The following is a 13382-nucleotide window of genomic DNA, read 5'->3' as shown; positions in this document are numbered from 1 at the left end:
TTTAACCTTCCATAAATAAAAAGAACCCGCCAAAGCAGCTACCAATTCCCATAGCAACCCCCTAAAAAGTGTTTCAACGAAAAGATCAAACAAAGTAAAGACTATTAATAATCTACAGGAGGTACCCCGCCTGAGCTATGATTTAAGGGATCAATTGAATAATTATTTTCCACTGTATCTTCGGCACTTTTTTCTGAACTCACAGAACTCACAGAGTTGGTAGCAGAAAGGAAAACAGTACTGTAACTCTTTTTGGAAGCAGCACCCGGGTAAGCGGCAAAATAGATCCTTATTCCCGGATTGGTTATACCTTGTTTAGTTGACATCTCACGAACATAATCCAAATATTCCTGTAATTCATCTACGCTGTAAAGAAATTCACGGGTATCTTCATATTTTTGAGCCCGTTCTATTTCCTTTCCCCGTGAGTTTTTCCAAACATTCTGTATATCCCGTGCTTCTTTAACTGTTATGCAATTTATAGGTTTTGCCATATCACTTATTTATTTCTTAATGAAAAGTTAAGATAAATCTAACAAATAAAATCAGGCAAATTATACATAACGTGGAAATTGGGGAAAAATCCCCTTGTATGATGAAAAGTCCCGAGGTACTTTTATGGTGTTATTATTTATTAGTTTTAAAAAGTGCCGTTATTGTGCATAGATTGGCAGGTAGGGCTGCTAATTCCCGTACTGTACGGCACTTCTTATTTCCAGCCGCACCGCTGCTATCAAAGATTACTGCAAGGGCGAGAGTTGAAATGTAATACTATTTCCCTGTACCTTTTGAGCCAATCTATTCATTCCATTTTCACTCAATTGAAGAACCCTCGGGTATCCCCCGGTAGTCTGGCAATCTCTCATTAAAATTATAAGTTTTCCAGAGGGTGTTAATTGTACAGTACCCGGAATTACAGGTCCTGTGAGTATAGGTTTTAGAGAATTGGGTACTATTTCTTCCAACTGAACCGCCATCCGGTTATTTTCCTTGTCTATTCTAAACTTTCGGGAAAGGATATCTGTTTTTAATAATTCCGGCAACTGGTCATACTCCGGCCCCGGAAACACATTTATTTCCTCCTTATTAAAATGTAAGGTTTCATATTTTACAGAGGCATTTCCTGAAGGAATTGATACACTGCCATTAGTTTGGAGTCTCATTCCTTTTTCAAGATGAAAATAATCTGTTATTCCCTCATACCAGCTTTGGCTTCTAAATACCTGTTGGGTTTTAAAGCCCCCTGAAACGGCCAGATAACATCTGCAGCCATTTTGCCTGCCACCAAATCTTAATTGATCTCCTCCCTGGAAAAAATACGGGATATAATTTCTGATCTCCTTTTTGTTGATTTCAGGTTTTAAATCTGCACCCGTAATAACAAAATATCCGGAATTTAAAAATTTTAAGACCGGGCCCATTTGGGTAATTTCCATCACCGCACTTCCTGGATTATTATTTAAAATCAGGTTTGCAAGATGGAAAGAATAAAAATCCATAGGACCACTCATGGGCACTCCATATTTCATAAATCCAAAGCGTCCCTCATCCTGAATTGTGGAAAATAGTCCGGGTTGTAAGACCTCAATTTCAGCCTTCATATTTTTCACTTTTTAAATGAAATTTGCCACTTTGAACCTCATTAAAAACAACCTCGTATTCCCTTTTGGAAATTGAAAAGAATTTCACTTTATCACCGGCTAAAATTTCACAGGGAGGTTCATGAGTTTTATCAAAAAAATTGACGGGAGAATTGCCAATTATTTGCCAGCCTCCGGGGCTGGATTTGGGGTAAATTCCGGTCTGATTTTCACCAATTCCTACAGCACCTTTTAAGACAGACATTCGGGGGGTTTCCCGGCGGGATATTTTGAGCTTTGGATCGAGCCCTCCCAGATATAAAAATCCGGGTAAAAACCCGGTGAAATAAACTGTGTAAACTGGGGCGAAATGAAGGTCTATAATCTGGTTATGAGAAAGCTTTTTTTGTTCAGAAACATACCTGAGGTCCAATCCAAATTCGGGATCATAACACACAGGAATGTGATAGAGTTTAGAATTAAGTTTTTTCACTATATTCGTACCCGAAATGGCTTGTTTTACCCCTGAAATCTCATCATAGATATTCTCTATATGAGAAACGTAATTAATTAATAACGAGCTGTATGTGTTTATTACTTCAACTTTTTCTTTAAGATAAAATTTTTCCAGAATATTTTTATAAAAAAGGATTTTTTCCAGATATATTTCACTGATTTTCGGCTCAAATTCAATTAAAATTGAGCGCTCCCCCATTGGTTTTATAACCGGATATTTTACTATGGAGCTTTCCAAATTTCTACATCTTTTTCCTTGAACTTCTCCCTTAAATATTGCAGAATTTCAACCAAATTTGGGGTGTCCCCATGCACACAAAAAGTGGCCGCATCACAGGCTATTTTTTTATCATTTTCACACGTAATTTCCTTGTTAAAAAACATAGAAAAAAGGTGGTTAAAAACCTCTTCTTTTTCGGTTATAAGAGCATTGGATTTTGAACGTGAAACAAGCTGATAATTCTGCTGATAATTCCTGTCTGCAAAAGCCTCAAATATCACCCCAATTTGCCCTTTTGCCACCCGGGAAATCACTGAATTTTCCGGCACATATAAAGGCCAATTTTCATCAAATTCCAATACCGAATCTATGATGATCTGCGCGGTTTTTTCATCTTTGGCAGCATCATTATAAAGAGCTCCATGGGGTTTCACATGAGAGAGGAATCCGCCTTCAGCTTCAGCTATTTGTTTTAGACTCAAGATCTGCGCAACAAGGGTTTGTTTTAGATCTTCCGGTTCCATTTCCAGGGAAAACCTTCCGAAGTTCTCCTTATCGGGATAGGAAGGATGTGCACCCATTTGTACATTATACTTCATCGCCAGAGCTACAGTATCATGGATGCTTTCCACGGTTCCCGCATGACCTCCACATGCAATATTACAGGCAGAAATTAGCGGCATAAGTTCGGCATCCCGGCTCCCTCCTTCTCCAAGATCGCAATTTATGTGAATATGATTCATAGCTGGTTTGTTTAAAGTGATTGTAAAACAGTGTAAATAGATTTAGCTCCAAGGAATATTGTGATGGTTATTATGATAACCCCCATTAAATTTTGCCATAGGGTATTTCTGTACTTTCCCAGTACGCTTTCTTTATTTACTATCCAAAATAAGAAAATTGCAATAACCGGCAACAGGATCCCATTGGCTACCTGTGCAAACCTTATAATTTCTATTGGCTGAAATCTCAGGGAAGAAAAGATCACACCCAAAATTAGTATTCCTGCCCACACACTTTTGAATTTAAAGGAATCTAATCCTCCCTGCCACCCCAGCATCCCCCTTACCACATAAGCCGCCGCAAGTGGTGCTGTAATGGAAGAAGTTATTCCCGCGGCCAATAACCCCAAGGCTATAAACCAGGTTGCGTATTGGCCATACAGAGGTTCAAGTCCTTTGGCAAGGTCTGCGGCAGATGTTACTTCGGGCAAATTTGGTGCGGCCGCAGATATTACAATGGCCATGGATACGATGCCCCCCAGGACAATTGCCCAGGTAAGTTCCTTTCGGGCGATTTTAAGGTCTCCCGGTTCTTTCCATTTCTCGCCTACCAGGGAAGCATGTAAAAACAGGTTGTAAGGAACCACAGTGGTTCCTACCAAAGCTATAACCGTTAGAATTCCAGCAGTACCGGTTGTTGGAATGAACAGGCCTTTGAATATTGCGGAAATATCAGGTTTTACCAATAAAGCGGTAACTATAAAGGAAATGCTCATCAATGCCACAAGGCCAATAAATACTTTTTCCAGAAGCTTGTAATTTCCCAAATATAAAAGGCTAAAGGCTATTGCGCCTATAATGATACTCCATAGGTTTAGGGTGAATTGTCCAATTTGAAAGGAAAGGGAAGGAGCAATTGCAGTAATACCAAGGACTGCTCCGGTGATATTTCCTGCCTCATAAGCAGCATTTCCTACCACAATGGCAGAGAATATTAAGATTATGGAAAATAACTTTACAACAGGGCTTTTAATTTCTGCCCTTATACACTCGCTTAAACCCTTTTGGGCAATAATACCCAATCTGGCTGCCATTTCCTGAAGAATAACACAGGCCAGGATAGAAAGCAATAATGCCCATAAAAGGGCATATTGAAAATTAACTCCTGCAAGGGTACACACCGTCACGGTACCAGGCCCAATAAATGCCGCCGAGACCAAAACCCCGGGTCCTACATTTTTTAACCAGCTCACCTGGCCTTTTTAGATTCCTCCAATGCGTAAATTGCAAAACTTCCCAACCAATGTCCCCCTTCATAACTATCATCTACCAAATTGGAAAAAGAATGATTAACATGCTGATCTCCCAATTTTCTAAGGTGGGCAAAATCATTAGGGTATTGGTTCATTAGACCATAAAAAACCCGCGCGCGGCTAAAATTAAGGCCGTCCAGGTGTACCAGTTTTCCATCTTTACGATCTGACACTTCACCGGGGACCAATGCAAAATCCGGCTTTTTAAGCTGGGGCATGAACTTATCCAACCATAGGGAAAAAGCCGCTTTAGGAATAACTTTTCTCATAATGTCAATCTCCTCAAGACAAGGAGATAAGAAATCAAAGCCGCTGGGCTCCCACGTTATGGGACATTCTTTATCTGTTAAATAAAAATCCCGGGCTCTTTTTTCTATAAGCGCTCTAAACTCTTCATTCTCTGTAACCACAGCATAATCATAGGCAAAACTTAACGCAAAGGCTGTATTGGTATGCTCCCCCACCCTAATTGGATAGTTGAGTTTAGGAAGAAAATCTGCAAAGCGCTGTTCAATAAGGTCGGCAAGCGGTTTAATATTAGCTGAGAGTTCTGCTCCCATATCGGTATCCCAGGTGTAAAGTTCTTCTGAAAGCTTAAGCAGCCAGGCCCACCCGTAAGTGCGCTCATAATCAAGGTTATGTTCCTTACTAAAATATTCCATTTCCTTAGCAATGTTCTCTTTGGTAAGGGAAGACTCCAGTTTTTCTTTTATTTCAGAAGCTTTCTCCAATTTTGGGTATCGTTTTAACAATCGTACCAGGGACCAATGCGCGTGAACGGAGGAATGCCAGTCAAAGCAGCCATAAAATGCGGGGTGCAAGTCTATAGGAGATAAAAGGTCCTTTTCACTTCCCAGGGTTTGCCCCAGTTTATTTGGATATTGAGTGTTTAAACAGGCCAACGGGAGATTGGCAAGTTTATTGGCCTCTTCAAGATTCATTTCAACCCTGTCTTCACTTAAAAGGGCATCAATGGAAAGCACTGAACCTGCTGCACTGTCCTGGGAACTATTACCGTTTTCAGATTTTAAACGGTCTTCGCCTTTACAACCTAAGACAAATACGAGCAAAAGTACAGGGAGTATGTTTTTCATTATTAGGGGCTTGTATGGATTTAGTTTTTCCAAATGTATTAAAATCTAAAATAAGGAAATAAAAAGTAAGAAATTATTAACCTAACCAGCCTTCCCGATCCAGACTGCGGTATTGAATGGCTTCACTTATATGGTTCCCCTGTATATTTGGGGCGCCTTCTAGATCTGCAATGGTACGGGAGACTTTTAAGATCCTGTCATAAGCCCTGGCCGAAAGATTTAGCCGCTCCATGGCTGTTTTTAGCAATTGCTTGGAACCGGCTTCCAGCTGGCAGAAGGCATTTATCTGCTTTACACCCATTTGTGCATTGTAATGTATGTTCTCAAAATCACGGAATCTTTCTGTTTGCAATTGACGTGCGCTGGTAACTCTTTTTCTTATTTCTACACTACTTTCCCCTTTTCTCTCTTCACTTAGCTTTTCAAAAGGAACCGGGGTAACTTCAATATGAATATCTATACGGTCCAGAAGCGGGCCACTTATTTTGCTTAAATAACGTTGCATCTCTGCGGGAGAAGAGGTCATGGGTGCATTAGGATCATTGAAATACCCACTTGGGCTGGGATTCATGCTCGCCACCAGCATAAAGCTGGATGGATAGGTTACGGTAAATTTTGCCCGGGAAATTGTTACTTCCCTGTCTTCAAGGGGCTGTCTCATTACTTCCAGCACACCCCTTTTGAATTCAGGCAATTCATCCAGAAACAACACCCCGTTATGGGACAGGGAGATCTCTCCCGGTTGAGGATATGCACCACCTCCTACCAGGGCAACATCTGAGATTGTATGATGGGGACTGCGAAAAGGACGTTGCGACATAAGCCCCACATTTTCCCTTATTTTACCTACAACACTATGAATTTTTGTAGTTTCCAGGGCTTCGTGTAGTGTCATAGGCGGCAGAATACTTGGAAGGCGCTTTGCCAGCATAGTCTTACCCGCACCTGGCGGCCCTATTAAAATTATATTATGGCCCCCTGCCGCGGCAATCTCCATGCAACGCTTGATGGATTCCTGCCCTTTAACATCGGCAAAATCATGTTCAAGGTGTTCAAGACTGTTATAGAATTCTTCGCGGGTATTAATGATAGTTCTCTCCAGTGGCTCCCCCTTATCGAAGAACTTTATCACCTGAAGAATATTATCTACCCCGTACACCTCAAGGCCGCTTACAATGGCAGCTTCTTTCACGTTCTGGCTTGGGAGAATAAAACCTTTAAAACCTTCTTCCTTTGCTTTAATGGCTATAGGCAGGGCGCCTTTAATGGGTTGCAGGCTTCCATCAAGAGAAAGCTCACCCATTATTATATATTTATCAATATCATCGGCTTTGATCTGGCGGGAAGCGGCCAGAATTCCCAGGGCCAGGGTAAGGTCATAAGCAGATCCTTCCTTGCGAAGATCTGCCGGAGCCATGTTTATGGTAATCTTTTTTCCCGGGAATTTGTAGGTATTATTCTGAAGCGCGGCCGCAATGCGAAAACTGCTTTCCTTTATAGCATTATCTGGTAAGCCCACGAGATTATACGCTATACCTTTAGCCATATTAACTTCTACCGTTATCGTGGTTGCTTCAACCCCAAAAACGGCGCTTCCATAAACTTTTACCAACATTTAAAAAATGGATTTTATTAAATGTAAATAAAAATTTATAGAAAGCTCGTTAATAAGTAGTTAACACATTTTTGCGGTAATGTTCTATAAGAGCATCTATAGGGCGTCTTATAATATTTCCAATTTCCAGGTTATATGGTTGGGCAACAGCACGTATAATGTCTTCACTAAAAAATGCGATACTTCCTATAAAATGAATTGGGACATTCTGGGCTTGTTTAAAGCACAATACCCTGGTGTTGATAAATTCCTGAATACCTTCGTGAACCAGTTTATAGAAATATCCATTTCGCTCATTGGTGAAAATAAATTCAGCAAAAGAGGCCAGATAGGTATTTGGATTTTCCTTTTTATAAAGATTCTTCTTAATCTCATCGGAATCAAGATTGAAGGTAGCTGAAAATTTCAGGGCTAGCTCGGGAGGCATTCTTTTGTAGTAATAATCCCTTATGAGACGCTTACCAAAATAATTTCCGCTGGCTTCATCCATAAGAATAAATCCCAGGGAGGCTACCGCCATATGCACCTCTTCCCCGTCAAAATAACAACTGTTGGAACCTGTACCCAGGATACAAACGATACCGGGCTCTGTAGTAGCAGCCAGGGCGGCAGCAACCATATCTTCTTTCACAATAACTTCAGAGGCATTGGTGAAAAAATTGGCTATGATATCCTGAAGCAACCTTCTGGGAGCTTCAGTGCCACAACCGGCACCAAAAAAATGAACTCTTTCAACTTTATTTTTGACATCCTGTAGCTCAGGATTTTCATCAATTCTTTGTTCCAGCATTAATTCAGGAAAAACAGCCGGATTTAATCCTTTTGTTCTTGTCTTAAAGATCTGTTCCCCTGAATTATTTAAAAGGATCCAGTCACATTTTGTGGAACCGCCATCGGCAATTAATATCATTGTAGTTTCTTTAGATAGTAAAAAAGGCCGTTTTAACCGCAATTAAAAATGCTTTTAAAACAGCCTTTTAATTTTTTTAAAGTATGCCAGAGACTATACAGATGCTACGTGCGCCGCAAATTCAATAAGCTTTGCAGAATAACCATATTCATTGTCATACCAGGCTACTAATTTAAAGAAATTATCATTTAATGCAATCCCTGCTTCAGCATCAAAATTACAGATGTAGGAATTGGATACAAAATCCTGAGAAACAACCATTTCTTCAGTATAAGAGATAAGGCCTTTATACTCTCCTTCTGAAGCTTTTTTGAATGCGGCTTTCACCTCCTCGTAAGATACAGATTTTTCTGTACGCACAGTAAGATCTACTACAGAAACATCTGCTGTTGGTACTCTAAAAGCCATTCCCGTAAGTTTCCCGTCAAGTTCAGGAATTACTTTTCCTACGGCTTTGGCTGCTCCGGTAGAGGAAGGAATAATGTTCATAAGGGCACTTCTACCACCTCTCCAGTCCTTCTTGGAGGGACCATCTACTGTTAACTGCGTAGCTGTGGTGGCGTGAATTGTAGTCATTAAACCTTCAACAATCCCAAAATTATCATTCACAACCTTTGCAAGTGGAGCAAGACAGTTGGTAGTACAGGAAGCATTAGACACAATAGTATCTTCCGGCTTAAGATCTTTATGGTTTACACCCATTACAAACATAGGAGCATCTTTTGAAGGTGCAGAGATCACAACCTTTTTTGCACCAGCTTCAATATGTCTTTTTCCTCCAGCCAGATCGGTAAAAATTCCTGTACAATCTATAACTATCTCTGCATTTACGTCACCCCATTTAAGATCCTCAGGGTTTCTTTCAGCAGAAACTCTTATGGTTTTATCATTTACCACAAGATTACCATCCTTCACATCTACAGTTCCTTTAAACTGCCCGTGTATCGAATCATATTTTAAAAGATATGCCAAATGCTCTACATCTAAAAGATCATTTACCGCTACAACTTCTACATCCTTGCTCTCCATAGCAATTCTAAATGCAATTCTTCCAATACGGCCAAAACCGTTAATTCCAATTTTTGTACTCATCTTAATTATATTTAAATTTTAAATTGAAGTGATGCTTGCCACCCTTCTTAGATCTTTATCAATTTTATGCTCTCCTTTAATCCCTGTTTCCAGAGGAACACTAGTCACTTTTTGATTATTTATCCCTATCATAATATTTCTCTTTCCTTCCAAAATTGCATCTACGGCACCCACACCCAGCTTGCTTGCCAGCACCCTGTCATAACAACTTGGGGAGCCTCCCCGCTGGATATGGCCAAGTACTGAAACTCTTATATCATAGCCTTCAAGACTTTCGCCGATGAATTCTGCCAGTTCAAAAATATTTTTTCCGCTTTTATCCCCTTCGGCAACAACAATAATGCTGGAGGTCTTCCCGGACTTTTTACTCTGCTTTAAGGATTCCATTAACCTTTCAATCCCATTATTTTCCTCGGGGATCAATATTTCCTCAGCACCGGCACCTATGCCGCTATTAAGGGCAATTGCACCTGCATCCCGGCCCATAACTTCTACCAGGAATAATCTATTGTGAGAACTTGCAGTATCCCTTATTTTATCAATAGCATCTACTACTGTATTAAGGGCGGTATCATAACCTATGGTAAAATCTGTACCATTAATATCATTATCTATAGTTGCGGGAATGCCAATAACCGGAAAATCGAATTCCTTTTCAAAAATGAGTCCGCCGGTAAAAGTCCCGTCTCCACCTATTACGATGAGGGCATCTATTCCTGCGTTTTTTAAATTTGTAAAGGCTTTTTGACGGCCTTCCTTAGTTTGGAATTCCCTGGAGCGGGCCGATTTTAAGAATGTTCCCCCTCTACTTATAATATTTCGAACGGAACGGGCATCGAGGTCTTCTATGTCATTTTCAATAAGACCCTGGTAGCCACGGTAAATTCCTGAACAGGCAATTTCTTGGTAAGCACAGCTTCTTACTACGGCTCTTATTGCGGCATTCATGCCGGGAGCATCCCCTCCTGAGGTTAAAACTCCTATCTTATTTATCTTTTTTTGCATTAGTGTAAATTTATTCGAATTTAGACTTAAAACCTAATTTTTGCTGATACTCAAACGTTTTCGGTTAATAACTAACAAAAAAGAGCCTCAAAATTGAGACTCTTTTTAAAGCATTAAGAAAAAAACTACCTTTTTATCAAAATCTTATATTCCCAGGGTTGAAACTCCATTTCCTGGGCCCCTATAATGGAGATGGTTGCAGATTGAAAATAATCATCAAAATTGCCGATAACATCCATTGTGAATTTCACCGGTGCCTTTGTCATATTTGCGACATAGATCAATTCTTCTCCATGTTTACTCCTTTTAAAGGCCAGTACCTTTTCATTTGCCGATGTGGTTAAACGCTCATAACCCGCGGCATCCTTCCCGCCGTGTAGGGCGGTAGAATTGTTCTTAAGATCACCCAATTTTACCAGCACTGGCCACACCTCTCCTTTGGTTTTTGGAATAGTATCCTTCTCAAAGAATTTAAGCCTGTGGTTCATATCATATTCCTGCCCGCTGTAAATAAGCGGCATCCCCGGTAAAGTATAGGTTAGCGCAAGAAAGGTCTCAGAGGCATCGCCCATACGTTCCTTTACAGTTCCATTCCAGGAATTTTCATCGTGATTGGTAACAAAATTCAGCAGCACATCATCCTGCCCGTAAATGGAATCTATTTTAACCATATAGGCATCCCACTCCTTCACCCCCATTTTTCCCTGGGCCATTGCATTCATGATATGATGTCCCTCCCAGTTGTAACCCATATCAAATGCATTATTGAAAAGATCCTTTTTTTCAGACTCTGCAAGCATGAAAACCGATCTGGTTTTTTTAATCTCCTCAATCGCCTGTTCCCAGAACTCTGTTGGCACCTCACCGGCAACATCGGCCCTAAAGCCATCAATTTGATGTTCCTCTACCCAATATTTCATTTCTGCCGTCATTGCTTCCCATAACTCCTTATTGTCATAATTAAGATCTGCAGTATCTGTCCATCCCCAGGATTCCCCGGTATTTGGATCAACAGGATCTATAACTTCACCTTTATCGTTTTTGGTGTAGAAATCTGGTTTTTCAGTTAACCAATGGTGATCCCACCCGGTATGGTTGGCAACCCAGTCCAGGATCACATACATTCCATTTTCATGAGCGGTATCAACCAGATTCTGAAAATCTTCCTTGGTACCAAATTCCGGATTTACATCTGTATAATCTGAAATCGCGTAATAGCTTCCCAAATATTTAGCTCTTTCCGCCTCGTCCTCTATTTCGGCAACAAAACCGCCCCCGGTGGCCTTTCGGTTTTTTTCAGAAATAGGATAAACAGGCATTAACCATATAATTTTAACTCCCAGTTCCTTTAACTGCGGAATATCCCTTGTAAAGGCCTCAAAGGTTCCTTCAGGGGAATATTGACGAATATTAGCCTCATAAAGCACCGCAGTTTCAATCATTTTATCCTCAAAAGGAGCAATAACTTCCTCTTGTTGGGTTTCAACTGCAGTGGTTTGTTTAGTTTCATTTTTACAGGAAGTAAGAACAAATAATGCGCTTACAAACGTGATAGCAATTTTTTTCATTTGTTGATATTTAGAAATTTTATAGGTCATAAACATTGGTAGATCATTCTCTTTTTTATAATTTTTCCAGCAGCACGAGGGTGTATTCTGTATCTATCATAACCTTTCCATTTTTTACTTCTGCTGAAATTCCCGAGTATGCATCCAGAATTTTCTCCCCGTCTTTAAAAACATCCGTTACAGGTATTTCTTTTGGGCCTGCAGGCAATTCCAGACCAATTACTACGGCATCTGTCAGGTTTTCAGCAGTATAGATCCGGGAGAAGTAATATGGAGCTGCTGTGATCAATTTATGGTCCCCGGCTCCCACAGCAGGGTGTGCCGCTCTAAATTGCCCCAGTTTCTGCCAATGACTTAAAACATTTTTAGTGCTCTCCAAAGTATTGACCTCCTCCCAATTCATAACCGAGCGCAGGGTGGCATCTCCCTGTGTACCGGGAATAACTAAAGACCTGGCGGTTTCATCTCCGTAATATACCTGGGAAGTACCCGGGCTTAAAAGAAGTTTGGTTGCAGTTTCTAATGGCTTTTCCCGGGCCGCATCAAAGGGTTGGCCATCATCATGTGAACTCAGGTAATTAACGGTCCCATAATTTGCCAGGTCGCTGTTCAATACCGTATTCATTTTACTGAACAAGGCCTCATGGTCCATTTCCTTTGCATTCCACTTAAACTCAAAATTGATAAGGCTGTTAAAAGCCTCATCAAAATAATTCACTTTTTTATCACCAAAATCGAAGTATTGGCCACTGCTTATACCGTAATTATATACTTCGCCAAGCAGATAGAAATTATTGTTATCCAGCACTTTTCCAGGATTATTTTCCTTGTATTCTGAAAACGCATAGTCGCAAACAGCTTTGAATTCCTGCCACACGTATTCTTCGGTATGTTTTACGGTATCTACCCTGTAACCATCAATTCCATAATCTGCGATATAATCTGCCAGCCATTTCATAATATAAAAACGTGGTGCCCGGGGATGCCCGGTGCGTTCAAAAAAGGCATCAAGTTCTGCAACTTCCTTTTCATATCTTCCTTCAGCTTTCCACTTCTCTGCCAGGTGAACAGGTAATTCTACCTCCTCATTGCTTTCTGTTCTTATATCTGGTAAGTTTTCAACCAGGGTACAGGTAACTGTAGTTTCATAATTTTGATAGGTACAGGCAGTATCATTACGCACCCATTCTTCCGGCCATAGGGGATCTAATTCGGTCACCGGGCCGGTGTGGTTGATCACAGCATCCAGCAGGATCCTGATCCCTTTTTCATGAGCGGCCTCTACCAGCGCTTTAAGGTCTTCTGCCGTCCCGTAATTTGGGTCTATGGCGGTCCAGTCTTTGGTCCAATACCCGTGAAAACCGTAGGTGTTCCCTGTGCCTTCATTGGTAGCACCGTGAATTTGTTCAACAACAGGTGTCATCCAAATTGCGTTAATTCCAAGTTTATTAAAGTATCCTTCATTTATCTTTTGAGTGATCCCTTTAAAGTCTCCACCTTCAAAACCCCGCAATTTGGCTGTTTCCAGGGTTCTCCCAAAGTTTTCATCATTAGATGGATCTCCATTATTAAAACGATCTGTAAGAAGAAAATAAATATTTGCTGCTTCCCAAACAAAAGGCAACTCACTTTCAGCTACTGCTACAGCTTTATCTTCCGGGTTTATAAGAGTATTACATCCCAGAAACAACAGGGCTGAAACTACCAGTATTAATTTTTTCATATAATTAAATTCAGTTTTTATCAC

General features: G+C 40.5%; 12 protein-coding genes. All 12 read right to left on the bottom strand.

The features are described from left to right. Positions 1-104: 104 nt before the first annotated feature. The 12 genes from FK178_RS01365 to FK178_RS01310 all read right to left on the bottom strand — a co-directional run bounded on the left by FK178_RS01365 (position 105) and on the right by FK178_RS01310 (position 13358). Positions 105-494 (bottom strand): hypothetical protein, encoded by a 390-nt coding sequence (locus FK178_RS01365; protein ID WP_146830269.1) that lies wholly within the window; start codon positions 492-494, stop codon positions 105-107. A gap of 246 nt (positions 495-740) precedes the next feature. Next, positions 741-1601 carry a 5-oxoprolinase subunit C family protein gene (locus FK178_RS01360; RefSeq protein WP_146830267.1) on the bottom strand — a complete coding sequence of 287 codons (861 nt, stop codon included), beginning with the start codon at positions 1599-1601 and terminating at the stop codon, positions 741-743. Next, complete coding sequence (gene pxpB / locus FK178_RS01355; RefSeq protein WP_240793872.1) at positions 1591-2334, bottom strand: 5-oxoprolinase subunit PxpB; 744 nt, start codon at positions 2332-2334, stop codon at positions 1591-1593. Before pxpB ends, FK178_RS01360 begins: the two co-directional genes overlap by 11 nt. Next, on the bottom strand, positions 2319-3059 hold the full coding sequence (gene pxpA, locus FK178_RS01350; RefSeq protein WP_146830265.1) for a 5-oxoprolinase subunit PxpA: 741 nt from the start codon (positions 3057-3059) through the stop codon (positions 2319-2321). Before pxpA ends, pxpB begins: the two co-directional genes overlap by 16 nt. 11 nt (positions 3060-3070) lie before the next feature. Further along, positions 3071-4291 carry an Nramp family divalent metal transporter gene (locus FK178_RS01345; protein WP_146830263.1) on the bottom strand — a complete coding sequence of 407 codons (1221 nt, stop codon included), beginning with the start codon at positions 4289-4291 and terminating at the stop codon, positions 3071-3073. Continuing rightward, positions 4288-5445 (bottom strand): DUF2891 domain-containing protein, encoded by a 1158-nt coding sequence (locus FK178_RS01340; RefSeq protein ID WP_146830261.1) that lies wholly within the window; start codon positions 5443-5445, stop codon positions 4288-4290. Before FK178_RS01340 ends, FK178_RS01345 begins: the two co-directional genes overlap by 4 nt. A gap of 76 nt (positions 5446-5521) precedes the next feature. Next, positions 5522-7060, bottom strand: a complete 1539-nt coding sequence (locus FK178_RS01335; protein WP_146830259.1) for a YifB family Mg chelatase-like AAA ATPase — start codon at positions 7058-7060, stop codon at positions 5522-5524. A gap of 49 nt (positions 7061-7109) precedes the next feature. Then, positions 7110-7970 (bottom strand): N-acetylglucosamine kinase, encoded by an 861-nt coding sequence (locus tag FK178_RS01330; RefSeq protein WP_146830257.1) that lies wholly within the window; start codon positions 7968-7970, stop codon positions 7110-7112. Between the two features lie 93 nt (positions 7971-8063). Continuing rightward, entirely contained in the window at positions 8064-9062 is a 999-nt protein-coding gene (gap, locus tag FK178_RS01325; RefSeq protein ID WP_146830255.1) for a type I glyceraldehyde-3-phosphate dehydrogenase, read from the bottom strand. Positions 9063-9080: 18 nt separating this feature from the next. Beyond that, on the bottom strand, positions 9081-10067 hold the full coding sequence (gene pfkA, locus FK178_RS01320) for a 6-phosphofructokinase (protein ID WP_146830253.1): 987 nt from the start codon (positions 10065-10067) through the stop codon (positions 9081-9083). Between the two features lie 125 nt (positions 10068-10192). Further along, complete coding sequence (locus FK178_RS01315; protein WP_146830251.1) at positions 10193-11635, bottom strand: alpha-amylase family glycosyl hydrolase; 1443 nt, start codon at positions 11633-11635, stop codon at positions 10193-10195. A gap of 55 nt (positions 11636-11690) precedes the next feature. Beyond that, on the bottom strand, positions 11691-13358 hold the full coding sequence (locus tag FK178_RS01310) for an alpha-amylase family glycosyl hydrolase (RefSeq protein WP_146830249.1): 1668 nt from the start codon (positions 13356-13358) through the stop codon (positions 11691-11693). Between the last annotated feature and the right edge of the window lie 24 nt (positions 13359-13382).

Source organism: Antarcticibacterium arcticum (genome assembly GCF_007993795.1).
GTDB classification, from domain to species: domain Bacteria; phylum Bacteroidota; class Bacteroidia; order Flavobacteriales; family Flavobacteriaceae; genus Gillisia; species Gillisia arctica.
This window is presented reverse-complemented; position numbering and strand designations above follow the sequence as displayed.

Excerpts from the sequence above, each read along its gene's own strand:
- gap (WP_146830255.1), bottom strand. The coding sequence starts at position 9,062 with ATGAGTACAAAAATTGGAATTAACGGTTTTGGCCGTATTGGAAGAATT.
- FK178_RS01310 (WP_146830249.1), bottom strand. The coding sequence starts at position 13,358 with ATGAAAAAATTAATACTGGTAGTTTCAGCCCTGTTGTTTCTGGGATGT.
- FK178_RS01365 (WP_146830269.1), bottom strand. The coding sequence starts at position 494 with ATGGCAAAACCTATAAATTGCATAACAGTTAAAGAAGCACGGGATATA.
- pfkA (WP_146830253.1), bottom strand. The coding sequence starts at position 10,067 with ATGCAAAAAAAGATAAATAAGATAGGAGTTTTAACCTCAGGAGGGGAT.
- FK178_RS01330 (WP_146830257.1), bottom strand. The coding sequence starts at position 7,970 with ATGATATTAATTGCCGATGGCGGTTCCACAAAATGTGACTGGATCCTT.
- FK178_RS01315 (WP_146830251.1), bottom strand. The coding sequence starts at position 11,635 with ATGAAAAAAATTGCTATCACGTTTGTAAGCGCATTATTTGTTCTTACT.
- FK178_RS01340 (WP_146830261.1), bottom strand. The coding sequence starts at position 5,445 with ATGAAAAACATACTCCCTGTACTTTTGCTCGTATTTGTCTTAGGTTGT.
- pxpA (WP_146830265.1), bottom strand. The coding sequence starts at position 3,059 with ATGAATCATATTCACATAAATTGCGATCTTGGAGAAGGAGGGAGCCGG.
- FK178_RS01335 (WP_146830259.1), bottom strand. The coding sequence starts at position 7,060 with ATGTTGGTAAAAGTTTATGGAAGCGCCGTTTTTGGGGTTGAAGCAACC.
- FK178_RS01360 (WP_146830267.1), bottom strand. The coding sequence starts at position 1,601 with ATGAAGGCTGAAATTGAGGTCTTACAACCCGGACTATTTTCCACAATT.